Origin of the sequence: Ectothiorhodospira sp. BSL-9 (genome assembly GCF_001632845.1) — a bacterium.
GTDB lineage: Bacteria > Pseudomonadota > Gammaproteobacteria > Ectothiorhodospirales > Ectothiorhodospiraceae > Ectothiorhodospira.
The window spans coordinates 1,758,169-1,781,778 of sequence record NZ_CP011994.1 but is presented as its reverse complement, the minus strand read 5'-3'; the positions used below and the strand labels follow the sequence as shown (position 1 = coordinate 1,781,778).

The following is a 23,610-nucleotide window of genomic DNA, read 5'->3' as shown; positions in this document are numbered from 1 at the left end:
TGATTCAGAATTTACCGTAGTACCCTTCTTTCAGGGCCTCGTAGAGATTGGCGGCGTTGTGAGTCTCGCCGTCGTATTCCACTTCCTCGTTGCCCTTGGCCAGCACGACGCTGCCATCGTCCAGGACGAACCGGTAGGTGGTGTTTTCCAGGTCCTTCTCCTTGACCAGCACGCCCTGGAAGGCCTCGGGGTTGAAGCGGAAGGTGGTGCAACCCTTCAGCCCCTGCTCATAGGCATAGCGGTAGATGTCCTTGAAGTCCTCGAAGGGATAGTCCGTGGGCACATTGGCGGTCTTGGAGATGGAGGAATCGATCCATTTCTGCGCCGCCGCCTGTACGTCCACATGGGACTTGGGTGTGATGTCATCCGCCGTGATGAAATACTCCGGCAACTGCGCCCCGGGCTCCTCCGAGTACGGCATGGCCTTGGCGTTCACCAATTCCCGGTAGGCCAGCAGTTCATAGGAGAACACATCCACCTTCTCCTTGGTCTTGCGGCCCGAACGGATGATGTTGCGGGCATAGTGATGGGCGAACGAGGGCTCGATGCCGTTACTGGCATTGTTGGCCAGTGACAGGGAGATGGTCCCCGTGGGGGCAATGGAGCTGTGGTGGGTGAAGCGGCAGCCTTCCTCGGCCAGGGCATTCACCAGTTCAGGGTCCACCTCGGCAACCCGCTTCATGTAGCGGCTATAGCGGGCATGAAGCACGCGTCCCTTGAGGGTGTCACCCACCTGGATGCCGTCCTTCTCCAACTCGGGACGCAGGCGCAGCATGGCCGGGGTCACCTGGAACTCCTCGTCCATGATGGGGGCCGGTCCCTTTTCCCGGGCCAGTTCCAGACCGGCGCGCCAGCCGGCCAGGGCCATCTCGCGGGTGACCTCTTCGGTGAAGGCCAGGGAACCCTCGTCGCCGTACTTCATGCCCATCATGGTGATGGTGGAACCCAGCCCCAGGTAGCCCATGCCGTGGCGGCGCTTGCGGGTGATCTCCTCGCGCTGCTCGGGCAGTGGCAGGCCGTTGATCTCCACCACGTTGTCCAGCATGCGGGTGAACACCGACACCACCTCACGGAAGGTTTCCATGTCGAACCGGGCCTGGTCGGTGAAGGGATCCTGCACGAAACGGGTCAGGTTGATGGAACCCAGCAGGCAGGCACCGTAGGGCGGCAGGGGCTGCTCGCCGCAGGGGTTGGTGGCGCGGATATGCTCGCACCACCAGTTGTTATTCATCTCGTTGACCTTGTCGATGAGCACGAAGCCCGGCTCGGCATAGTCGTAGGTGGAGGTCATCACCATGTTCCACAGGTTGCGGGCCGGCAGCATCCTGTAGATGCGGCAGGCCACGAGGCCCTCCTCGTTGGTGATGTAGTCATTGTCCACGGGCCAGTCACGCCACAGGACCTGCTGGGGGTCGTTCAGATCGATACCGTCCTGCTCGGCCTCCTGGGGGCCCAGGGGGAAGGCCAGCGGCCATTGGTCATCATTCTTCACGGCCTCCATGAAGCCGGCAGTGATCAGCAGCGACAGGTTGAACTGGCGCAGGCAGCCATCGGAGCGCTTGGCGCGGATGAAGTCCTGCACGTCCGGATGACCGATGTCGAAGGTGCCCATCTGCGCGCCACGCCGGCCCCCGGCGGAAGAGACGGTGAAGCACATCTTGTCGTAGATCTCCATGAACGACAGGGGGCCGGAGGTGTAGGCGCCCGCGCCGGACACATAGGCGCCCCGGGGGCGCAGGGTGGAGAAGTCATAGCCGATGCCACTGCCGGCCTTGAGGGTGAGACCCGCCTCGTGGAGCTTTTCCAGGATGTCGTCCATGGAGTCGTTGATGGACCCGGACACCGTGCAATTGATGGTGGACGTGGCGGGCTTGTGTGCCCATGCACCGGCGTTGGCGATGATGCGCCCGGCGGGAATGGCGCCCAGACGCAGGGCCCACAGAAAGCGCTCGTACCAGGTCTCGCGCAGGGCCGGCTCGGCTTCCACGTCGGCCAGGGCCCGGGCGACACGCTTCCAGGTGTCGTCGATGGTGGGGTCCAGATCTTCACCGGTACGGGTCTTGAGGCGGTATTTCTTGTCCCAGATATCCATGGAGGCGGGCTGCATGGGGACCTCCCTTGAGACGACGGTTGCAAGGGCTTGGCGGGACTGGGATTTCATGGTGGCGGGATCCTTTTTGCTACTAGCTGTAGTGGTTGAATAGTGACCAACACACAACATAGTGGATGTGAGGCCGTCGAAGCTTAGGCAGTTGCCGGGGGGATTTCAAGCGGTCACAGGGGCCTCATGGGGGGTGCGGGAGAGACGAAAGCCGCGCAAACGGGCCTGGGACGCGGGGTCCAGGGATCTGGTCGGGATGGATAATTTTTTCTTATCCGACGAACGGTCGGCAGCAGGAAGGGAGGGGCAAAGGGGTGAGCGATGGCCCCGACGATCGGGGCCATCTCATACGGGTTCGACCGTGGGTCAGCCGTGGGTGATGAGGGTATTGAGGCGCTTCACGAAGCCCGCCGGATCTTCCAGCTGGCCGCCCTCGGCCAGCACGGCCTGATCCAGCAACAGACTGGACCAGCCCTTGAACCGCTCTTCATCCGTCTCCTCGCCCATGCGCAGGATGAGACGATGGCCCGGGTTGACCTCCAGCACCGGCTTGGTGTCCGGCAGGTTCTGGCCCGCCTGCTTGAGCAGCTGCTGCATGTACAGGGCCATCTCGTCCTCGGACAGCACAATGCAGGCCGGGGAATCGGTGAGGCGGTGGGAGAACTTCACCTCCTTCACCCGCTCGCCCAGGGCCTCCTGGATGCGCGGCAGCAGGTCCTTGACCTGCTCCTCGGCCTCCTGCTGGGCCTTTTTCTCTTCTTCCGTCTCGGTATCGCCCAGGTCCAGGTCGCCCTTGGCCACGGACTTGAGGGACTTGCCCTCGAACTCATGCAGGTGCGAGACCAGCCACTCGTCCACCCGGTCGGAGAGCAGCAGCACCTCGATGCCCCGCTTGCGGAAGACTTCCAGGTGCGGGCTGTGCAGGGCCGCCGTGTGGCTGTCGGCGGTGATGTAGTAGAGGGTGTCCTGCCCCTCCTTCATGCGGCCGATGTAGTCGGCCAGGGAGACGTTCTGCTTCGCCTCGCCAGTGTGGGTGCTGGCAAAGCGCAGCAGGCGCCCGATCTGCTCCCGGTTGGCGTAATCCTCGGCAGGGCCTTCCTTGAGCACGCGACCGAAGGCGTCCCAGAAGGTCTGATACTCCTCGGGGTCCTTCTTGGCGAGATCCTCCAGCAGACCCAGGACCTTTTTCACCGAACCGGAGCGAATGCCGTCGATCAGGCGGTTATTCTGGAGGATTTCACGGGAAATATTCAGCGGCAGATCGTTGGAGTCCACCACCCCGCGCACGAAGCGCAGATAGGTGGGCATGAGCTGATCGGCGTCATCCATGATGAACACCCGCTGCACGTAGAGCTTGATGCCATGGCGACGGTCCCGGTCCCACAGGTCGAAGGGAGCGCGTTTGGGGATGTACAGCAACGAAGTGTACTCCTGGCGCCCTTCCACCCGGTTGTGGGTCCAGGTGAGCGGCTCCTCGAAGTCGTGGGCCACGTGCTTGTAGAACTCCTTGTACTCCTCGTCGGAGATATCCGACCTGGAGCGGGTCCACAGGGCCGAGGCCCGGTTGACCGTCTCCCACTCTTCCAGGGCCTTGCCGTCGTCGTCCCGCTTGCGCATGGCAATGGGCAGGGGAATGTGATCGGAGTAGCGGGTGATGATGTGGCGCAGGCGGAATTCATCCAGGAATTCATCCTCATCCTTCTTCAGGTGCAGAACCACCTCGGTGCCGCGCTCGGGCTTTTCCACCGTCTCCACGGTGAACTCGCCGCTGCCGTCGGACTCCCAGCGCACGCCGTGCTCGGCGCCCATGCCGGCGCGACGGGTGGTGAGGGTGACACGGTCGGCGACGATGAAGGAGGAGTAGAAGCCCACACCGAACTGGCCGATGAGGTGGGCATCCTTCTTCTGGTCGCCCGTGAGGCGGCTGAGGAACTCCCGGGTGCCGGAGTGAGCGATGGTGCCGATGTTGTTGATCACATCGTCCCGGCTCATGCCGATGCCGTTGTCGCGCACGGTGACGGTGCGGGCATCCTTGTCGAACTCCAGCTGGATGCCCAGCTCGCCCTCACCTTCCATCAGGGCATCGTCGGAGAGGGCCTCGAAGCGCAGCTTGTCGCAGGCATCGGCGGCGTTGGAGACGAGCTCGCGCAAAAAGATCTCCTTGTTGGAGTACAGCGCGTTGATCATCAGGTGCAGCAGTTGGCTGACTTCGGTCTGAAACTGTCGGGTTTCCTTGTGCGTATCGACGCTCATGGGGGCTCCGCTGTGGGTTGAGTGAATGGGATCGCGGAGTGGTATGGGGGTGGGCGGGGGGAATTTCAAGGGCCGGACTGAGGTTTGTGCCCGCCGCCTTCGCGGGCAAGGCCCGCTCCCACAGGGAGATGGGACTCACTGAGGGATCGGACCCACTGAGGGATCGGGCCCAAAGGGAGCATGGGGCCCACTGGGGCCTGGGTGGATTGTGGGGTCTCCTGTGGGAGCTGGCCTGCCGGCGATGCGCTGCGACAGCAGCGCCCTGCCTGAGGTTTGTGCCCGCCGCCTTCGCGGGCAAGGCCCGCTCACACAGGGAACAGCTCACACAGGAGTGGCCCGGGATTTAGAAACCGGTATCGCCGGCCGGGGCTTCCGATGGATCCACCTCAGCATCCGGGTCCACCTTGCGGGCGTTCACCGGCGATTCCGGATCCAGCAGGTAGGCCATGATGTGGGAAATGGAGTCCTGCTCCAGGAAGTCGTTATGTCCCATGCGCGGCATGGAGGTGCAGGGGAAATAGGCGTGTGGGTTGTAGATCATCTCGTAGACGAAACGCCGCACCGCCTCGGTGTTGCCGCGCAGTTCGCCATAGTTGCTCAGGCTGGGGCCGATATTCCCGTAGGCCAGCTCTTCGGGATCCATCTGGTGGCAGGCATAGCAGTTGCCACCCACGGTGCGCGATGGATCATCGTAGTTATGACCGATACGGAAGCCGTAGCCGCTGCGGGCCAGTTCCCGGCCCTTCTCCCAGTCACCCAGCTGAATGCCCCCTTCCGGGTATTCGAAGCTCTCGCGGGCCATGGTGACGATGCGCGTGGCGATCTCTCCATGGGGACGGTTGCGGGTCTCGCTGCACAGGCGCTGCAACTCATCCTGCTGCATGCGTTCCCGTGCCGTGCCCCCCTCCTGCACCTCCTGAGCCAGGTTGAAGCTATCCGACTCGAAGATCAGGTAATCGGCATACTCCTCCGGGGACATCTTCGTGAAGTCCCTTTTGTCATCGTTCTGGGCACCCACCTGTACACACCCGGCGAGCAGGCCGGCGGAAAGGGCCAGGCCCATGGTGGTCGCTTGTCTTGTCTTGCTGCTCATATCGTCTCCCCCCTGATCAGCGCTTCAGATCCGGCAATGTGGCCTCGCCGCCCCGGGCCTGATCGGTCCAGTAGGAGAGGATCGCGATGGACGCATCGGAACCGAATTTCACGCCGGCCTGGCGCATCTGGTAGTAGCAACCCCGTACGCGGTGCTGTGAGCTTCTCACCACGCCGTGGCCGATGCGGTAGGCGGGCCAGGAGATGGCCTTGGACCACTCCTCCTGGTTGGTGGTGACCGGCAGGAAGGACAGGCGAATACGCTTGCGCGGTTCGCTATGGCAGGACACGCAGCCAAAGTCCATGCTCCCGGCCCGACGATAGAACAGCACCTCGCCGGCATCCCGGGTCAGCCTTTCCATGGGATGATCCATGGGCGGGTTCCAGGCCATGCCGTTGGACTGGGCCGCCACATAGGTGTAGATGGCGGTCAGGTCCGCCTCACGGGTGTCGGATGAGTGCTTGCGGGCAACGGGGTCATCCTCCTCGGTGAAGCCCTGCAGGGTCTTCATGCAGTGGATGATGCGGCTTTCCAGGTCCATGACACGGCCGGTGTCCTCGAAGTACCGGGGCATTTGTACATAGGCTCCCTCCAGCACACCGGGACCAAGGCCGAAGTCACACTGCTCCAGAGACACGTTCTTGGGGCCTCTGGGCTCGTGATACAGATCCTCCCCCCGCCACTCGGTGAGCTCCGCCGGGTTGTCATCGGCCAGCATCATGAGCTGCTCCCGGCCGGTGAGGTAGGGCGAGTCCGACGCGGCCGCCCCCCCGACCACGCTTCCGGCCAAGGCCGTAGCGACCAACCATTGCTTGATCATTTCCATCTCCTCCACGCGATTATTGTCTTGAGGCCTCCTCCCGCCCCCCTGGTGCCCGGGTGGTGATGGCAGACCTTGCGCATAGACTGCGTCCGGAGTTGGGAAATGTCAATCATTTTGGAATAACGAAATAACTATTAGTGATTTCTTATGGACAGCGGGCCGCACCGGGGGAGGCTGTGCCCGTGTGGGAGAGGTCCGTGGCCACGAATGAGGGCTTGGGGTGTTTCGGCGGCATCATCCTGGCGCCTCTTCGCGGGCGAGGCCCGATCCCACAGGGATTCAGGGGTTCAGCGGCTCAGGGGCGCGAAGCGTCAGGTGGGGTGCTTGGGGCGAGACCCTGCTCGTGGGTGAGAAGCCATTGCTTGATGTGGGGGCCGGCCCCCCGGGTCGCTCCGCCATAGCCGCCCACTCCGCCGTGGGCGGGGATGACGCGATGACAGGGGATGATGACGGGCAATGGGTTGTGGCGGCAGGCGCCGCCCACCGCCCGGGCACCTGAATCCAGTTGCCGGGCCAGCTGGCCGTAGGTGAGCGGGGCACCTGGGGGGATCAGCCCCAGGGCGGCCCACACGCGCTGCTGAAAGGGCGTGCCCTGGGGAGCCAGGGGGAGATCGAAGACGAAGGCGGGTTCCTGGAAATACTGCCCCAGTTGGTGGACGGCGTCTTCGCCCAGGCCCGGGGTCGGCGGACACAAGGCCTCCCGGGAAGACACATAATCCAGGGCCCTGAGGCCGGCGGCATCCCAGGTCAGGGCGATACGCCCCAGGGGGCTGTCGAACACCGCCCGGGACGGCATCCGGTTAACGCTCATGCATCATGGTGGTGAGTCACCCCAGATGATGAAAGATACGTTACAAGCCCCTCTCCCCCTCGGGGGAGAAGGGAGTGTTTGTAGCTGAACCTTGGTTCTTTCACGTTAATCCACCAGCAGCAGCTGCTGGAGGCGCTGACGGAGCATGATCCGTCGGCCCGGCTCGGTGGCCCGATCCAGCAGGTCTTCGTACAGGGCCCGGGCATCGTCCACCAGGCCCGCATCGGCCAGGGCCTGGGCGGCCTGGAAGCGGGCACTCAGGCCCCAAAGATCGGTGCTGTTGCCGGCCATGGCCGAGCGCAGATAGTGACGTGCCGCCTGCTCATGGGCATCCAGGGCACGATAGGAGTCTGCCTTCCAGAACCACAACTCCCGCAATTGCCGGGACTCCGCCAGCCGGGGCGCCAGGGCCCGGAACAGGTTCAGGGCCTCGTCGTGGCGGCCCACGGTCTGCAGATCGAACATCACCTGCATGAAGCGATCCCCCCGGTCGGCTTCCAGCCGACGCGCGCCCGAGAGGACGTCATACAGACCATCGATCCCTGCCTCCTCCTGGCCACTGAGGATCAGGGTACGGGCGCGACGCAGCCCCCAATCGAAGGCATCCACCCCCTCGGGGGGGCGTCGCAGACCGGCCATGAGGGCCGAGGCCGTCGCAAGATCCCCCTCCTCCAGGGCCTGTTCCACCAGCAGGTGGCGTACCGGATCCGGTACCCGCTCGGGACTGCCAAAGGGCCCTTCTCCCAGATACAGGGCATGGAGCAGTGCCTGGCCATGGCCCTCCACCCGCACCAGCTGCTCACCCAGGTGACGGTGTGCCTGCTCCCGGCCCGAAACCGAAGGGGATCTCAAGGCTACCAGGGCCAGCAGCCCGCGAGAGACATGGGGTTCGCGGGTCTGCAGTTGCGCGGCCCGTTCAAACCAGCCCGCGTCATCACCCAACAGCCACTGTCGGCGGTTGGCCTCCCGCTCACCCAGACGGGCATAGTGTTCCCAGAGCAGATCGGCGGAAAGACGAAAGGCACCATCCTCCGCCTCCAGGTGTCGCTGGGACGCCAGGGCGCGCTCCATGATAGCCAGACCCTCGGAGCTGTCACCGGCGGCCCGGGCAGCCAGTGCGGCCACCGCCTGATAGCGGGCCCCCTCCCGGGTATCCCGCCCCACGTCCCGGGCGCGGGCGAGGGCCCGCTCCTGGGAGTCGGCGGCGGAAAGGTCTTCAGCACGCAGACGGGCCAGCAGGCGCAGCGCATCTGCCTCATGCCCCTCACGCCCGTCCAGGGCATCCACCGCCTCGCGGGGGCGTTCCAGACCAAGCAGCAGGCGGGCTTCCATCAGGGCCACCCGGGCCACGTCATCGGGATAATCAAAGCGGTAGCGCTGCAGGGCGGTGAGGGCGTCCTCGGGGCGATCATCCAGGACATAGGACTCAGCCACCAGCCGACGCCAGGACCGGAACCAGCTTTCACTGGCGTTGTGGCTGCCAAACCAGATCAGGGGCCGCAGCACATCGCGGGCCTCCTGGCCACGCCCCAGAGAGATGAGGGCGTGGGCCTGCCGGGTCCGGGTCCAGATGACGAACTCCACCGGCATTTCCACCGGAACCCGGGCGGTGCGTTCCACCACCTGCTCCCAGCGACTGTTCATGCCCAGGATCTCTATGCGGGCCTGCTCCCGCTCCATCCAGCGCACGGGTTCGGCGCGGGGGTCCGGCGTCTCCCGCGCCAGCAGGTTCAGGGCCAGCTCCGCAGCACCCACACGGGCCATGGCCATGGCCTCGTCGACGACCCGATCGGCCTGGGCCGGCGTGATGCATACGAGCAGGAGACACAGCAGCACCAGACCACGCGGCATGGCGGTCACCGCACGCACGACAAAGCGTCCCGGCAAGCCGGGACGCTTTGAAGAATCCATGCGGATATAACCCAGGAGGGCCGGACTTACTTGATGTCTTCCTTGATGCGGGCGGCCTTGCCGGTGCGCCCACGCAGGTAGTACAGCTTGGCACGGCGCACCTTGCCGCGACGCTTGACCTGGATCTCGGCCACCGACGGGCTGTAGGTCTGGAAGACACGCTCCACACCTTCGCCGTGGGATACCTTGCGCACGGTGAAGGCGGAATTGATGCCGCGGTTACGCTTGGCGATGCACACGCCTTCAAAGGCCTGCAGACGCTCGCGGTTACCTTCCTTCACCTTCACCTGGACGACCACGGTGTCGCCAGGGGTAAAGTCGGGCACCTCGCGGTTCATCTGCTCGGCGTCCAGTTGCTGGATGATGTTACTCATGGTTCGACCCCTGTCAGTCACTGCTCGGCGCGGCCTGCCCATCGGCATGCTCGCGTTGATATTCTTCCAGCAGGCGGCGATCCGCCTGACTCAATTCCTGTTGCGCCAGTATGTCCGGGCGGCGCTCCCAGGTACGCCCCAGGGCCTGCTTGCGACGCCAACGCTCGATCCGTCCGTGATCGCCGCTGCGCAGAACCTGGGGCACTTCCAGCCCGTCGATCACCTCCGGGCGGGTGTAGTGCGGGCAGTCCAGCAGGCCCGTGGTAAAGGAGTCCTGGGCGGCGGAATCCTCGTCTCCCAGGGCCCCCGGCAACAACCGGGCACAGGCATCCATCAGGACCATGGCCGCCAGCTCGCCGCCGGACAGCACGTAATCACCGATGGACCATTCCTCGTCCACTTCCAGTTGGATGAGGCGCTCATCGATACCTTCATAGCGCCCTGCCAGCAGGATCAGCCTGGACCGGCCGGCCATCTCATGGACAGCGGCCTGATCCAGGCGGCGCCCCTGCGGACTCATGTACAGCACACTGGCCGGCCGGGGGTCGGCTTCCCGAGCCGCGCGAATGGCCCGACGCAGCGGCTCCACCTTCATCACCATCCCCGGACCACCGCCATAAGGGCGGTCATCCACGGTGCGGTGGCGATCCTCGGTGAAGCATCTCGGATCCCAGCACTGCAGGGACAGCAATCCCCGCTCCCGGGCCCGCCCGGTGATGCCGCAATGGGTCACTGAAGCAACCCATTCGGGAAACACGCTGATCACATCGAATCGCATGGGGATCCTAGAAATCCGGATCCCAATCCACCCGTATCCGCCCGCCGTCCAGGTCGATCTCATGGATCACCTGCTCCCGCAGATACGGAATCAGGCGCTCCCGGTCGCCACGGACCACCAGCACGTCATTGGCACCGGTCTGGATCAGGTTTTCCACCCGACCCAGAGAGATGCCATCCAGTGTCTCAACTTCCAGGCCGATCAGATCTGCCCAGTAATACTCGCCTTCAGGCAACGGCTCCAGCTGTTCCGGCCGGATAGCCAGCTGGCAGCCCACATAGGTGGCCGCCACATCCCGATCGTCCATGCCCGCAAACTTGGCCACCACCCCCTTACCCTGGGGGCGACCGTCCTCTAGAGGAACGGCCTGCCATTGCCCATTCCGCTCCATGAGCAGGGGCTCGTACTGCAGGATGCGATCACGCGGGTCGGTCTCGGAGAAGAGCTTGACCCAGCCGCGAACGCCGTGAACGCCGGAGATCCGGCCAACAACAATCGGGTCCGAGCCCACTGACCTGTCCCGTGGCGCCTTAGGCGGCAGCCTGGTTCTGCTTGTGGAATTCCTTCAGCAGCTTGGCCACACGTTCGGAGGTCTGGGCACCCTTGGACAGCCAGTGCTCCATGCGCTCGCTGTCCATGTGCAAGCGCACTTCCTGGCCACGCGCCACCGGGTTGAAATAACCCAGGCGCTCAATGTAGCCACTGTCACGGCGACTGCGGGAGTCGGTGACCACAATTTTGTAAAAGGGCGCCTTCTTGGCGCCACCGCGAGCAAGTCGAATCGTTACCATCTGCGCTTAGCCCTGCTTGTCAGGTATTCCGAGCGGGGGTTTCCCCGGAGAAACGCGGCATTATACACACGCCGCCCCTGGGCACAAGTAGGGGCGCCAAGGCGACCCCCTGCCATCCAGGGATCAGAAGGGCATGCGACCGCCCGGCATCCGGCCCTTCAGGGACTTCATCATCTTGTTCATGCCGCCCTTGGAGAACTGCTTCACCATCTTGCTCATCTGCATATGCTGCTTGAGCAGGCGGTTCACGTCCTGCACCTGCGTGCCGGAACCGGCGGCGATGCGCCGCTTGCGTCGACCCTTGATGATCTCCGGGTGACGACGCTCCCTGGGCGTCATGGAATTGATGATGGCCACCATGCGGCCCATGTCCTTGTCGTGGGCCTTGTTCTTGATGGCATCAGGCAGATCGCCGGTGCCGGGCAGTTTTTCCAGAAGGGAATTGACCCCACCCATCTTGGACATCTGCCCCAACTGGTCGCGCAGATCCTCCAGATCAAAGCTCTTGCCCTTCTTGATCTTGCGGGCCAGCTTTTCCGCCTTGTCCTGATCCACCTGGCGGGTGGCTTCCTCCACCAGGCTCACCACATCGCCCATACCCAGGATGCGCGATACCACACGATCCGGATGGAAGGGCTCCAGGGCCGTGGTCTTCTCCCCCATCCCCAGGAACTTGATGGGCTTGCCGGTGATATGGCGCACCGACAGGGCAGCCCCCCCACGGGCGTCACCATCAGCCTTGGTGAGCACCACCCCCGTCAGCGGCAGGGCGTCATTGAAGGCCTTGGCGGTATTGGCGGCGTCCTGGCCGGTCATGCTGTCCACCACGAACAGGGTCTCGGCAGGATTCAGGGCCTCATGCAGACGCCGGATCTCATCCATCATCTCGGCATCCACGTGCAGACGGCCGGCGGTATCAATGATGAGCACATCCCGATGCTGCCTGCGGGCCTGCTCCAGGGCGGCCTTGGCGATGTCCACCGGGTCCTGCCCCGCGTCGCTGGGGAAGAAATCAGCGCCCACCTCGCCGGCCACGGTCTGCAGCTGGCGGATGGCGGCGGGCCGGTAGACGTCACAACTGGCCACCATCACCTTCTTGTCCTTGCGCTCTGCCAGCCAGCGGGAGAGCTTGCCTACGGTGGTGGTCTTGCCCGCCCCCTGCAGACCGGCCATGAGGATGACCGCCGGGGGCTGGACATTCAGATTGATTTCGTCGTTGCCATCGCCCATGACGGCAATCAACTCGTCGTTGACCACCTTCACCAGGGCCTGCCCCGGGGTCAGGCTGGCCAGCACCTCCTGGCCCACCGCCCGATCCTTGACCCGGGCAATGAACTCCCGGACCACCGGCAGCGCCACGTCCGCCTCCAGGAGTGCCTTGCGCACCTCCCGGATGGTCTCCTGGACGTTTTCCTCGGTCAGTCGCGACTGCCCGCGCAGGCGCTTGATAGTGCCCTGAAGGCGATCTGAAAGGCTGTCAAACATGGAAACCTGCCTGGAACGTCAGTAAAGGCGCGGATTATATCTTGAATACATCCCCGCTGCCGAGGCGCACCAGATCCCGCTCGGGCAGCCGCCGCTGCAAATCCTCGAAGGTCTCGGACTCGGCACCGGGCTTGAGATGACTGATGCCCACCCGCGGCTGGTGCCGCAGCTTGACCAGATCCTCGGCCAGCAGGCTGGGGCAGTAGTGGCCGGCCCGCCGCCCCAGATCACGCTCCGCCTCGGGAAAGGCGCACTCCACCATCAGCAGATCCAGGCTGGCATGGTCATTCAGCGCGGCCCAGAGATCGTCATTGCTGGTGGTGTCACCGGTGAAGGCGAAAGCACCACGGTCATCCTCCACCCGGTAACCCACCGCCGGCACCGTATGCGTGGCCGGCAGCATGTGCACCCGCCGGCCATCGATATCCAGCGGACGGGTAGCATCCATCTCCTGGAAACGGACCACCGGGCGCTCACGCTCCGGCAGCTCGAAGAAATCGGGCCAGATCTGCCAATTGAAGATGTGGTGATGGATGATGCGCATGCAGTCGGAGCGGGTATGGATCACCAGGGGCCGGGACTGCAGACGGCTGAACAGGGTATCCACCAGCAGCGGCAGGCAGGCGATGTGATCCAGGTGGGTATGGGTAATGAAGACGTGCCGCAGGCGCGCCATGGTCTCCAGGGACAGATCCGCCACCCCCGTACCACAGTCGATGAGGATGTCATCATCCACCAGCAGCGCCGATGTGCGCCGACCCGCGCCGATCCCGCCACTGCATCCCAGCACCTTGATCTCCATGGTCTGCGCATCTCCCGTCCGCGGCACTGAACGCCCTGGATCGTGATCGTAGCATGGCTGCAAAGGCGCTGACCAAGCCACCGGAACGTTGCGAGACGCATGCACCTTCACCGGACTGCGATTTTATGCAATGATTCTCGGTCGAAATTTAAGGTTTGGAATCCCCGCATGCTCGTAGCCGCCTTCGGATTACTCGCCACCGTGTTCTACTTCATGAGTGGAGCCCTGCTGATGCAGCGGCTGCGCCGTGCTGCTGGCGGGGAGCCGCCCTCGGACAAGGGCCGTCTCCTGCTGTTTTCCGCGTGGGGCGCCGCCATCGTCCTGCACGCCCTGGTGCTCTACCACTTCATGTTTGGAGCCAACGGATTCGGTATCGGGGTCTTCAGTGTTGTCTCCATGACGGCCTGGATCATCGCCGTGTTCCTGTTTGTCTGGTCACTGCGCCACCCCATCCACGTGCTGGGCATCATCCTGCTGCCATTTGCTGGCGTGACCGTAGCGCTGGAGATGGCCCTGGCCGGCGGCGCACCCACCGCCACGGTGGCCGACCCCGGGCTGCGCGCCCACATGCTGCTGGCCATGATCGCCTTCAGCCTGCTCACCATCGCCGCCATTCAGGCGGGCCTGCTGGCGCTGCAGAACTACAGCCTGCACAATCATCGCCCCGGCGGCCTGATCCGGGCGCTGCCACCGCTGTCGATGATGGATTCCATGCTGTTCCACATCATCGGCTGGGGCTTCATCTTTCTCACCGCAGCACTGGGCACAGGCCTGTTCGTGCTGGAAGACATCCTCGCCCAGCAACTGGCCCACAAGGTGGTGTTTGCCATCATCGCCTGGGTGGTGTTCGCCATCCTGCTGTTCGGGCGCTTCCGCTTCGGCTGGCGTGGTCGCAAGGCCGTGCGCTGGACGCTCATGGGTTTTGCCTGGCTGGTGGTGGCCTACGTGGGCACCAAACTGGTCATGGAAGTGATGCTGGGCATCGCCTGACCCCTCCCGCACGCCTCGCCCAGGCACACGGAGGCGGCGGCAGCCCTTGACAGGCTGGCCGACGTCTCCGTGTAATGCTGAAGATGTAGAACCTCCCCCTGGGGTGCTGAAGCGACCTTGGAACACATTCCCTTAGGCGCACTGGCTGCCGTGCTGGTGGTGCTGTTTGTCTGTTCGGCCTTTTTCTCCGGGTCGGAAACCGCCTTGATGGCGCTGAACCGCTATCGCATGCGCCACATGGCGCAGGCGGGCCATGGCGGCGCACGCCGCGCCCAGAAACTGCTGGACAAGCCGGATCGGCTCATCGGCCTGATCCTGCTGGGCAATAACTTCGTCAACATCCTGATCACCCAGCTGGCCACCTACATCGGCTTCAGGGTCTATGGCGATGTGGGCGTGGCCGTGGCCACGGGCCTGCTCACCCTCACCCTGCTGGTCTTCGCCGAGGTAGCCCCCAAGACCCTGGCTGCCCTGCACTCGGATCGCGTGGCCTACCCGGCCGCGTACGTATTCACTCCCCTGCTGGTGGTGGCCTACCCGCTGGTATGGACCGTGAACCTGGTGGCCAATGCCGTGCTGCGTGTCGTGGGTGTACGTGCCCAGAACCGCGCCCATCAGGCCCTGTCCAGCGAGGAATTGCGGGTGGCCGTGAACGAGGCCGGCAGCCTGATCCCGGCCCGTCACCAGCGCATGCTGGTGAATCTGCTGGATCTGGAAAAGGCCACCGTGGAAGACATCATGGTGCCGCGCAACGAGATCGTGGGTATCGATCTGGAGGATGACTGGGAAGAGATCGAGGACCAGATCATCCACAGCCAGTACACCCGCCTGCCGGTCTTCAAGGGCAACGTGGATAACATGCTGGGTTTCATCCACCTGCGGCGTGTGTTGCCCATGGTCTACCGGAATGAATTCACCGAGGCCCAGCTTCGCGCCAACCTGCGCGAGCCTTACTTCATCCCCCAGGGCACCAATCTCAATCGCCAGTTGCTCAACTTCCAGCGCGCCCAGCGGCGCATCGGCCTGGTGGTGGATGAATATGGTGACATCGAGGGCCTGGTCACCCTGGAAGACCTGCTGGAGGAAGTGGTGGGCGAATTCACCACCGACCCGTCCGCAGTCTCACCCGAAGTACTCCCCCAGGAGGACGGCAGCTATCTGGTGGACGCCACCATCCACCTGCGGGAACTGAACCGCATCCTCGGGTCCCGGTTCCCGGTGGACGGCCCACGCACCCTCAACGGCATGCTGCTGGAGTATCTGGAGACGATCCCCGATGCCAATACCAGCGTACTCATCGACCGCTACCCCATCGAAATCGTCCACGTGAAAAGCAACGCCATCAAGACCGTGCGCGTCGGCCCGCGCCTGCCCGCCAGGGCCGGGGGCGAAGACAGCGCCAGTCCTTGAACCCCGCCCACGGCGACACACGGAACCAGGATCATGGCCAAGCCCCGCGTACAGCATCAATGCACCGCCTGTGGGGCCCTGTCCCCCAAATGGGCTGGCCAGTGCCCCGACTGCGGTGCCTGGAACACCCTGGAGGAAGTGGCTTCCCCACCGGCACCCAATGCCGCCAACGGCAGCCGGTTCGTCGGCTATGCCGGCGGCCCCGCCCAGGTGAAGCGCCTGGGCGAGGTGACCACCGAGGGCGACGCCCGCAACACCACCGGCATTTCGGAACTGGACCGCGCCCTGGGCGGCGGACTGGTGCAGGGTTCGGTGGTGCTCATCGGCGGCGACCCGGGGATTGGCAAGTCCACCCTGCTCCTGCAGGCCCTGGCCACCCTGCCCGACCTGGCCAGTCTCTACGTGACCGGCGAGGAATCACCCGAACAGGTCTCCCTGCGCGGCCGCCGCCTGGGCCTGCCCTGCGACGATCTGCGCCTGCTCACCGAGACCTGCGTGGAGCGCATCGTTGAGCACGCCCAGCGGGAGAAGCCCCAGGTCATGGTGGTGGACTCGATCCAGACGATCCATTCCGAACAACTGCAATCGGCCCCGGGCTCGGTGGCCCAGGTGCGCGAGAGCGCGGCGGTGCTGGTGCGCTATGCCAAGCAGACCGGCACCGCCGTGTTCATCGTCGGCCACGTGACCAAGGAGGGCCAGATCGCCGGCCCGCGCGTACTGGAGCACATGGTGGATACGGTGCTTTATTTCGAGGGGGATCCCGGCGGGCGCTACCGGGTGCTCCGGGCGGTGAAGAACCGTTTTGGTGCGGTGAATGAACTGGGGGTCTTCGCCATGCTGGAGACCGGCCTCAAGCCGGTGAGCAACCCCTCGGCCATCTTCCTGTCACGTCACGAGGAACCGGTGCCCGGCAGCGTGATCATGGTGACCCGTGAGGGTACGCGACCACTGATGGTGGAAGTGCAGGCCCTGGTGGCCGAGAGCCATGCCCCCCAGCCCCGGCGGGTGACCGTCGGCCTGGAACAGAACCGCCTGGCCATGCTCCTGGCGGTGCTGCATCGCCACGGCGGCCTCGCCCTCTATGATCAGGACGTCTTCGTCAATGTGGTGGGTGGCGTGCGGGTCACGGAAACCGCCGCCGACCTGCCCATGCTGCTCTCGGCCCTGTCCAGCTTCCGCGACCGCCCCCTGCCCCATGAACTGGTGAGCTTTGGCGAGGTGGGCCTGGCCGGCGAGATCCGTCCGGTGCCCAATGGCGAGGAGCGCCTGCGGGAGGCCGCCAAGCATGGTTTCACCCGCGCCGTGGTGCCCGCCGGCAATGCGCCGCGCAAGCCCATCCAGGGCATGGAGGTCACCGCCGCCAGCCGCCTTTCCCAGATTCTGGACGTGATCTGAGCCCGGCCACCACGGCAACCACAACAGTGCTTCGTGCTACCCTTTGTTTCGCGTATCATTCCACCCCAGTGAGAGGCCCAGAATGACCACAGGCGACACCCCTGACAATCCGGCCGAGTTTGAAAAGGACCTGGAAGCCCTTGAGGCCCTGGTGGGCCGCATGGAACAGGGGGAGCTGTCGCTGGAGGCCTCGCTGAAGGAATTCGAGCGCGGTATCGCGCTCACCCGCCGCTGCCAGAAGGCCCTGACCGAGGCGGAACAGAAGGTGCGCCGACTCACCGAGGATGGCACCGAGATCGATCTCGACACGCCCGAACCAGCGGGCCCGGACGGAGAAGACTGAGTGGAATCACGTATTTCCGAGCTGCAGCAACGGGTTGAAGCCGCCCTGGCCGGCTGGCTGCCCGAGCCCAACATCCTGCCTGGCCGATTGCATGAGGCCATGCGCTACTCCGCCCTGGATGGCGGCAAGCGCATCCGGCCGGTGCTGGCCTACGCCACCGGAACCGCCCTGGGTGTCCCCCTGGATCAACTGGACGGCCCCGCCTGCGCCGTGGAACTGATCCATGTGTATTCCCTGGTGCATGACGACCTGCCGGCCATGGATGACGACGATCTGCGCCGCGGCAAGCCCACCTGCCACAAGGCCTACGACGACGCCACCGCCATCCTGGTAGGAGACGCCCTGCAGGCCCTGGCCTTCCAGATCCTGGCCACCGACCCCCACATGGTGGACGATCCGGCCGCCCGTCTACGCATGGTGGAGCAACTGGCCCGGGCCTCCGGCTCCCGGGGCATGGTCGGCGGTCAGGCCATCGACCTGGGCTCTGCCGGCAAGCAACTGGACATTGCCGAACTGGAAGGCATGCATGTGCACAAGACTGGCGCCCTGATCCGGGCCGCCGTGCTCATGGGGGCCAACAGTCACCCTGACGTGGACCCGCACACCCTTGAGGGCCTGGACCGCTTCGCCAAGTGCATCGGCCTGGCCTTTCAGATCCGCGACGACATCCTGGACGTGGAAGGCGATACCCAGACCCTGGGCAAGACCCAGGGGGCCGACCAGGCCCTGGGCAAGGCCACCTACCCGGCCATCATTGGCCTGGAATCCTCCAAGCAGCAGGCCCGGGAACTGGTGGACCGCGCCCTGGAGGGCATTGCCACACTGGATGACCGGGCCGATCTGCTGCGCTGGATCGCCCGTTTCATCGTCGAGCGCATCAACTGAGGGGGGATTCGGGTTGCACACCCGGCCACCCGTCATGATAATGAAAGTTTTCCTCCGAATGGCAGTGAGATGACCCAGACTGATTCGTATCCCCTGCTCTCGCGCATCCACAGCCCGGAGGATATCCGCGGCTGGTCCACGGATGAACTCTCCTCTCTGGCAGAGGAGATGCGAGCCTTTCTGCTGGAATCCGTCTCCCGCACCGGCGGCCACCTGGCTGCCAATCTGGGTACGGTAGAACTCACCATCGCCCTGCATCATGTCTTCAATACACCCGAGGACCGCCTGGTCTGGGATGTAGGCCACCAGAGCTACCCCCACAAGATCCTCAGTGGCCGTCGCGACGACATGAAGTCCTTGCGCCAGAAGGGCGGCCTGGCCGGATTCCCCAAGCGTGACGAAAGCTGTTTCGACTGCTTCGGTGTCGGCCATTCCAGCACCTCGATCAGCGCCGCCCTGGGCATGGCCCTGGGGGCGCGCCAGCGGGGCGAGCGACGCAAGTCCGTGGCCATCATCGGCGATGGCGCCATGACTGCCGGCATGGCCTTCGAGGCCCTCAATCATGCCGGCGACGAAAAGGCCGACCTGCTGGTGGTGCTCAACGACAACAACATGTCCATCTCGGCCAACGTGGGCGCCCTCAACCGTCACCTGGCCAGCCTGCTTTCCGGCCCCATGTATTCCAGCATGCGCGAAGGCAGCAAGCGGGTGCTGAATCACATGCCCCCCATGCGCGAATTCATGCGCCGCGCGGAGGAGCATGTGAAGGGCATGATCGTCCCCAGCACCCTGTTCGAGGAACTGGGGCTGAACTATTTCGGCCCGGTGGACGGCCATGACGTGAATGGCCTGGTGAAGATGCTGCGCAACATCTACACCATGGAAGGGCCGATCCTGCTGCACGTGGTCACCCATAAGGGGCGCGGTTACGCGCCGGCCGAGGAGGACCCCTGCACCTACCACGGGGTGGGCAGTTTCGACCCCAACCAGGGCATTCAGGGCGGCAAGGGCGGCGGCTCACCCACCTACACCCAGGTGTTCGGCCAGTGGCTGTGCGACCAGGCTGAAGCAGACGAGCGCATGGTGGCAATCACCCCCGCCATGAGCGAGGGCTCGGGCATGACCGCCTATGTGGAACGCTTCCCGGAACGCTACCACGACGTGGGCATCGCCGAGCAGCATGCCATCACCCTGGCCGCCGGCATGGCCTGCGAGGGCGTCAAGCCCGTGGTGGCCATCTACTCTTCTTTCCTGCAACGGGGCTACGACCAGCTGATCCACGACGTGGCCCTGCAGAACCTTCCCGTGCTGTTCGCCGTCGACCGTGCCGGCGTGGTGGGCCCCGATGGCCCCACCCACGCGGGGAGTTTCGATATCTCCTTCCTGCGCTGCATCCCCAACATGGTCATCATGGCCCCGGCGGACGAGAACGAATGTCGGCGCATGCTCTCCACCGGCTTTCTTCTCGACCAGCCCGCTGCCGTGCGCTACCCCCGGGGCAAGGGCCCTGGCGTGCTGCCCGAAGCGGGCCTCATCCCCTTGCCCGTGGGTCAGGCGGACGTGCGCCGCCGCGGCAAGGGCGTGGCCATCCTGGCCTTTGGTACCCCACTGGCCCAGGCCCTGGAAGTGGGCGAACGACTGGGCGCCACGGTGATCAACATGCGTTTTGTGAAACCTCTGGACGAGCAGCGGGTACTGGAAGCGGCCCGGGAACATGACCTGCTGGTCACCGTGGAAGACAACGTGGTCGCCGGCGGCGCCGGCAGTGCCGTGGCCGAGTGCCTGGCCGCCCATGACATCGCCATCCGTCTGCTGCATCTGGGTCTGCCGGATCGCTTCCAGAGCCACGGCACCCGCGAGGAACTGCTGACCGACGCCGGCCTCGACACTGACAGCATCGAGGCGGCCATACGCAAGCGCCTGGGCCCCCAGGCTTGTGCCGGCGCGGCCGGTGGCGTAATATCCGACCAAATTGGTAAAGTTTAATCGCGGTGCCCAAATTTACTCTCAAGGTGCTGACCGATTTCGCGTCAGCGCACACCCTGCGGGACTATCCCGGGGATTGCGCCCGGCTGCACGGCCACAACTGGAAGGTGGAAGCCGAAGTGGAGGCGTCGCAGCTGGACAGGCTGGGCATGGCGGTGGACTTCAAGACCATCAAGGGGTTGGCGCGCGAGATTGCCGGCCAACTGGATCACCAATATCTGAATGATCTGGAACCCTTCCGGGACGTGAACCCGACCGCCGAGAACATTGCCCAGTGGTTTTTCCGCGAAATGGCGGCGCGACTCGACGCCCCCAACGTAAGGGTCAGCGCCATCACCCTGTGGGAAACCGAGAGGGCCTGCGTGCGGTACTCGGAAGACCAGTCAAAGGACTCAGCCCTATGAGCACAATCGTTCCCAAGTTGATCACGCCGGCCATCCCCGACGTGCAGGCCAGCGCCGACACCCGTGAAATCCCAATCAACAAGGTGGGCATCAAGGACATCCGTCACCCGGTGCGGGTAACTGATCGCACCGGTGCCGACCAGCACACCGTGGCCCGCTTCTCCATGTATGTGAACCTGCCCCATGACTTCAAGGGCACGCACATGTCGCGTTTCGTGGACATCCTCAATGCCCACGAGCGTGAGATCACGGTGGAAACCTTCAAGCTCATGCTGCATGAAATGGCCGAGCGCCTGGAGGCCGCCGCCGGCCACATCGAGATGAACTTCCCCTACTTCGTGAACAAGCCTGCTCCCGTCACCGGGGTGTGCAGCCTCATGGACTACGACGTCACGTTCATTGGCGTGATCCAGGATGGCAAGCCGCAGATGAACATCCAGGTGCTGGTGCCAGTCACCAGCCTGTGTCCCTGCTCCAAGGGCATCTCCGAGTACGGCGCCCACAACCAGCGCTCCCACGTGACCGTGAACGTGCGCATCAAGGACTTCATGTGGGTGGAGGAATTGATTGATCTGGTGGAGAAGGAGGCTTCCTGTGAACTCTACGGGCTGCTCAAGCGCCCGGATGAAAAATATGTCACCGAGCGGGCTTATGACAATCCCAAGTTCGTCGAGGACCTGGTACGGGATATTGCCGTGCGTCTGAACCGGGATGAACGGGTGTCCGCCTACTCCGTGTCATCGGAAAACTTCGAATCCATTCACAACCACTCTGCCTACGCCCTCATCGAACGGGACAAGGAACTGGAAGCATTGGCACTGGCCAAGGTCTGAGCCCCCAGGTCCGGACTCAGATTCAGCTCCGATCATCAGGCGGCCCGATGGCCGCCTGATGATCAAGCGGATCATTCAACCCCTTCGAACTGTTCCCGGATGCGTTCCAGCACGGCTTCGGCCTCCTGGGCATCCAGCGTCTCCCCCTGCTGATCGCGCGCCACCACCCGCACACGCTCGTCGGCTTCTCCGAGCAGGATGCGGTATTGGGTATCCCGGCGCAGGGTTGGTGTTTCATCGCGACCGAACAGGCGGCTCAGGAAGCCCCCTTCCCCGGCGTCCCGTTCCGGGCGGTAGGTAACGAAGTACGTCCCGGCACTGCGATCCTGGTCATCCACCAGCAGGGAAGCACGATCCAGCATCACCCCCAGACGACGCCACACACTCAGGAAACGGTCCTGAATCTCCAGCACCGGCTCACCATCCACCTGAGTGATGCGCAGCGATGGCGTCACATCCCGCGCCTCGGCGACGGCCTGCACGGCCTGTTCCTCCTCGGGGCCCAGGTAGCTCATGATCTGCACCAGCATACGGGCCTCGGCTTCGGGATCCGCTGGCGCCATCTGCCAGCGCACGTCATCCTGACTCACCGCCACCTCACGGGTGCTGCGGTGACTGACGAAGACCGTGGAACCCGAGTCTCCTTCCGGCTCCACCCGCACCCGGAATTGATCCCGGGTGCTGGCATCGTAGGAGTCCCCGAACACGCGACCGATCAGCCGGCGAATGCCGCCCTCGATGGGCACCCCGGCCTGCATCTGCATCCATTCGGTCTCCAGCAGGCCCTGACGCGGCTCGTCCCTGGCCAGGGGTACATCCTGCCCATCAAAAAAGGCGCGCAGCTGCGGCCACAACTCCTCCGGAGGCATGTCCACTTCCAGCCAGCGCACCGGACCATCCCGGAGCACTCGAACCCCCTCGGGGTAGCTCAGCACCCTTTCGGGACGCGCTGCCGTGTCCTGCGGGCTCTCCTGAACCTGAGTCCGAATCTCTTCGGGGGCCTCGCGGGCACTCACCCGGCCCGCCGGGGCATCGGGAACGCGAAAGGCCGGATCCACGTCGGGCGCCACCAGATCGGGTGGCACCTCCAGCGGGCGTGTCTCACCCCGGTCGGCGCTATCGCGCTCACCCAGCAGGCCGCAGCCACTGATCAAGAGGGTACCAGCCAGGACCGGCAGCAGGTGTCGGGGCTTTGGGAAAACCGATGATGCTTTCATGAATGCGAGGAACTCAGGGGAATGTGTGCAGCCTGAAGGGCTTCGCGCAAGGGCTCGCGCAGGTGCTTGGACAGGGGTGTCAGGGGCAGGCGGATCCCTGGCGGGATCAGCCCCATCTCATGGAGTGCCCACTTCACCGGGATGGGATTGGACTCCACGAACAGGGCCTGGTGCAGGCCCCTGACGGGGGCCTCGGCAGCCTCCGCAGCGGCCGGATCACCAGCCAGGGCCGCCTTGCACATCTCGTGCATCGCCCGGGGAGCCACATTGGCGGTCACCGAGATGATCCCCCGCCCACCGGCCAGCATGAAGTCCCGGGAAGTGGGATCATCTCCGCTGTAAAGGTCCAGCCGGTCACCACACAGCCCCAGCACATCCCGTGCCCGCTGAACATCGCCGGTGGCCTCCTTGAGACCAATGATATTGGAAATGCTGGACAGACGTTCCACCGTCTCGGGCAGCAGATCCACCGCCGTGCGACCGGGCACGTTGTAAAGGATCTGGGCAATGGGCACCGCATCGGCCACGGCCTTGAAGTGGCGATACAGCCCCTCCTGGGTGGGCTTGTTGTAGTAGGGCGTCACCAGCAGGCAGGCGTCGGCGCCGGACTGCATGGCCAGGCGGGTGAGCTCAATGGCCTCCGAAGTGGAGTTGGCCCCCGTGCCGGCGATCACCGGCACCCGACCCTTGGCGAACTCCACCACCTGGCGCACCACCTGGCAATGCTCACGCACATCCAGGGTGGCGGACTCACCGGTGGTACCCACAGCGACGATGGCATCCGTGCCATTGTCCACGTGAAACTCCACCAGCGCCTCCAGCGCCGCCTCGGCGAGGGAACCGTCCTCGTTCATGGGCGTGGCCAGGGCCACCATGCTGCCGTGAAACATCGAAACCTCCACACTCAATACAGGCCCACATAGTA

General features: G+C 64.5%; 22 protein-coding genes. 8 read left to right on the top strand and 14 right to left on the bottom strand.

What is annotated here, in order from left to right; genetic code table 11:
- Positions 1-4 precede the first annotated feature (4 nt).
- The 12 genes from ECTOBSL9_RS08425 to ECTOBSL9_RS08365 form a co-directional block, all read right to left on the bottom strand.
- Positions 5-2,107, bottom strand: a complete 2,103-nt coding sequence (locus ECTOBSL9_RS08425) for an adenosylcobalamin-dependent ribonucleoside-diphosphate reductase (RefSeq protein WP_205631951.1) — start codon at positions 2,105-2,107, stop codon at positions 5-7.
- A 360-nt stretch (positions 2,108-2,467) separates the two neighbouring features.
- Positions 2,468-4,354 (bottom strand): molecular chaperone HtpG, encoded by a 1,887-nt coding sequence (gene htpG / locus ECTOBSL9_RS08420; protein ID WP_063464670.1) that lies wholly within the window; start codon positions 4,352-4,354, stop codon positions 2,468-2,470.
- Positions 4,355-4,697: 343 nt separating this feature from the next.
- Positions 4,698-5,417, bottom strand: a complete 720-nt coding sequence (gene soxX, locus ECTOBSL9_RS08410) for a sulfur oxidation c-type cytochrome SoxX (protein ID WP_063464668.1) — start codon at positions 5,415-5,417, stop codon at positions 4,698-4,700.
- A 46-nt stretch (positions 5,418-5,463) separates the two neighbouring features.
- Positions 5,464-6,267, bottom strand: coding sequence for a sulfur oxidation c-type cytochrome SoxA (gene soxA / locus ECTOBSL9_RS08405; protein WP_063466091.1), 804 nt, complete (start codon positions 6,265-6,267; stop codon positions 5,464-5,466).
- Between the two features lie 298 nt (positions 6,268-6,565).
- Positions 6,566-7,081, bottom strand: coding sequence for a methylated-DNA--[protein]-cysteine S-methyltransferase (locus ECTOBSL9_RS08400; RefSeq protein WP_240481091.1), 516 nt, complete (start codon positions 7,079-7,081; stop codon positions 6,566-6,568).
- Between the two features lie 105 nt (positions 7,082-7,186).
- Complete coding sequence (locus ECTOBSL9_RS08395; RefSeq protein ID WP_240481090.1) at positions 7,187-8,992, bottom strand: hypothetical protein; 1,806 nt, start codon at positions 8,990-8,992, stop codon at positions 7,187-7,189.
- Positions 8,993-9,018: 26 nt separating this feature from the next.
- Entirely contained in the window at positions 9,019-9,366 is a 348-nt protein-coding gene (gene rplS / locus ECTOBSL9_RS08390; protein ID WP_063464666.1) for a 50S ribosomal protein L19, read from the bottom strand.
- 13 nt (positions 9,367-9,379) lie between these two features.
- On the bottom strand, positions 9,380-10,144 hold the full coding sequence (gene trmD / locus ECTOBSL9_RS08385; protein WP_063464665.1) for a tRNA (guanosine(37)-N1)-methyltransferase TrmD: 765 nt from the start codon (positions 10,142-10,144) through the stop codon (positions 9,380-9,382).
- Positions 10,145-10,151: 7 nt separating this feature from the next.
- Complete coding sequence (gene rimM, locus ECTOBSL9_RS08380; protein WP_063464664.1) at positions 10,152-10,655, bottom strand: ribosome maturation factor RimM; 504 nt, start codon at positions 10,653-10,655, stop codon at positions 10,152-10,154.
- Between the two features lie 19 nt (positions 10,656-10,674).
- The gene (gene rpsP / locus ECTOBSL9_RS08375; RefSeq protein WP_063464663.1) at positions 10,675-10,935 is read right to left on the bottom strand and encodes a 30S ribosomal protein S16; all 261 of its coding nucleotides are present in this window, start codon (positions 10,933-10,935) and stop codon (positions 10,675-10,677) included.
- A 123-nt stretch (positions 10,936-11,058) separates the two neighbouring features.
- Entirely contained in the window at positions 11,059-12,420 is a 1,362-nt protein-coding gene (gene ffh, locus ECTOBSL9_RS08370; protein WP_063464662.1) for a signal recognition particle protein, read from the bottom strand.
- Between the two features lie 34 nt (positions 12,421-12,454).
- Positions 12,455-13,222, bottom strand: a complete 768-nt coding sequence (locus tag ECTOBSL9_RS08365) for a 3',5'-cyclic-nucleotide phosphodiesterase (RefSeq protein ID WP_063464661.1) — start codon at positions 13,220-13,222, stop codon at positions 12,455-12,457.
- Positions 13,223-13,390: 168 nt separating this feature from the next.
- Between ECTOBSL9_RS08365 and ECTOBSL9_RS08360 the strand changes: the two genes are divergently transcribed.
- From ECTOBSL9_RS08360 to folE2, 8 genes are all read left to right on the top strand, one after another.
- The gene (locus ECTOBSL9_RS08360) at positions 13,391-14,212 is read left to right on the top strand and encodes an inner membrane protein YpjD (protein WP_063464660.1); all 822 of its coding nucleotides are present in this window, start codon (positions 13,391-13,393) and stop codon (positions 14,210-14,212) included.
- A gap of 117 nt (positions 14,213-14,329) precedes the next feature.
- Positions 14,330-15,622: an HlyC/CorC family transporter gene (locus ECTOBSL9_RS08355; RefSeq protein ID WP_063464659.1), complete on the top strand. Its 1,293-nt coding sequence runs from the start codon at positions 14,330-14,332 to the stop codon at positions 15,620-15,622.
- Positions 15,623-15,655: 33 nt separating this feature from the next.
- Positions 15,656-17,017 (top strand): DNA repair protein RadA, encoded by a 1,362-nt coding sequence (gene radA, locus ECTOBSL9_RS08350; RefSeq protein WP_063464658.1) that lies wholly within the window; start codon positions 15,656-15,658, stop codon positions 17,015-17,017.
- 82 nt (positions 17,018-17,099) lie between these two features.
- The gene (locus ECTOBSL9_RS08345) at positions 17,100-17,360 is read left to right on the top strand and encodes an exodeoxyribonuclease VII small subunit (RefSeq protein WP_063464657.1); all 261 of its coding nucleotides are present in this window, start codon (positions 17,100-17,102) and stop codon (positions 17,358-17,360) included.
- Complete coding sequence (gene ispA, locus ECTOBSL9_RS08340; RefSeq protein WP_063464656.1) at positions 17,361-18,245, top strand: (2E,6E)-farnesyl diphosphate synthase; 885 nt, start codon at positions 17,361-17,363, stop codon at positions 18,243-18,245.
- A 69-nt stretch (positions 18,246-18,314) separates the two neighbouring features.
- Positions 18,315-20,231 carry a 1-deoxy-D-xylulose-5-phosphate synthase gene (gene dxs / locus ECTOBSL9_RS08335; RefSeq protein ID WP_063464655.1) on the top strand — a complete coding sequence of 639 codons (1,917 nt, stop codon included), beginning with the start codon at positions 18,315-18,317 and terminating at the stop codon, positions 20,229-20,231.
- 5 nt (positions 20,232-20,236) lie between these two features.
- Positions 20,237-20,635: a 6-carboxytetrahydropterin synthase QueD gene (gene queD, locus ECTOBSL9_RS08330; RefSeq protein WP_063464654.1), complete on the top strand. Its 399-nt coding sequence runs from the start codon at positions 20,237-20,239 to the stop codon at positions 20,633-20,635.
- Positions 20,632-21,468, top strand: coding sequence for a GTP cyclohydrolase FolE2 (gene folE2, locus ECTOBSL9_RS08325; protein ID WP_063464653.1), 837 nt, complete (start codon positions 20,632-20,634; stop codon positions 21,466-21,468). The genes queD and folE2 overlap by 4 nt, the downstream gene beginning before the upstream one ends.
- 71 nt (positions 21,469-21,539) lie before the next feature.
- Here folE2 and bamC read toward each other — a convergent pair whose 3' ends face one another.
- Positions 21,540-22,685 (bottom strand): outer membrane protein assembly factor BamC, encoded by a 1,146-nt coding sequence (gene bamC / locus ECTOBSL9_RS08320; protein ID WP_063464652.1) that lies wholly within the window; start codon positions 22,683-22,685, stop codon positions 21,540-21,542.
- Positions 22,682-23,575 (bottom strand): 4-hydroxy-tetrahydrodipicolinate synthase, encoded by an 894-nt coding sequence (gene dapA / locus ECTOBSL9_RS08315; protein ID WP_063464651.1) that lies wholly within the window; start codon positions 23,573-23,575, stop codon positions 22,682-22,684. The genes bamC and dapA overlap by 4 nt, the downstream gene beginning before the upstream one ends.
- Between the last annotated feature and the right edge of the window lie 35 nt (positions 23,576-23,610).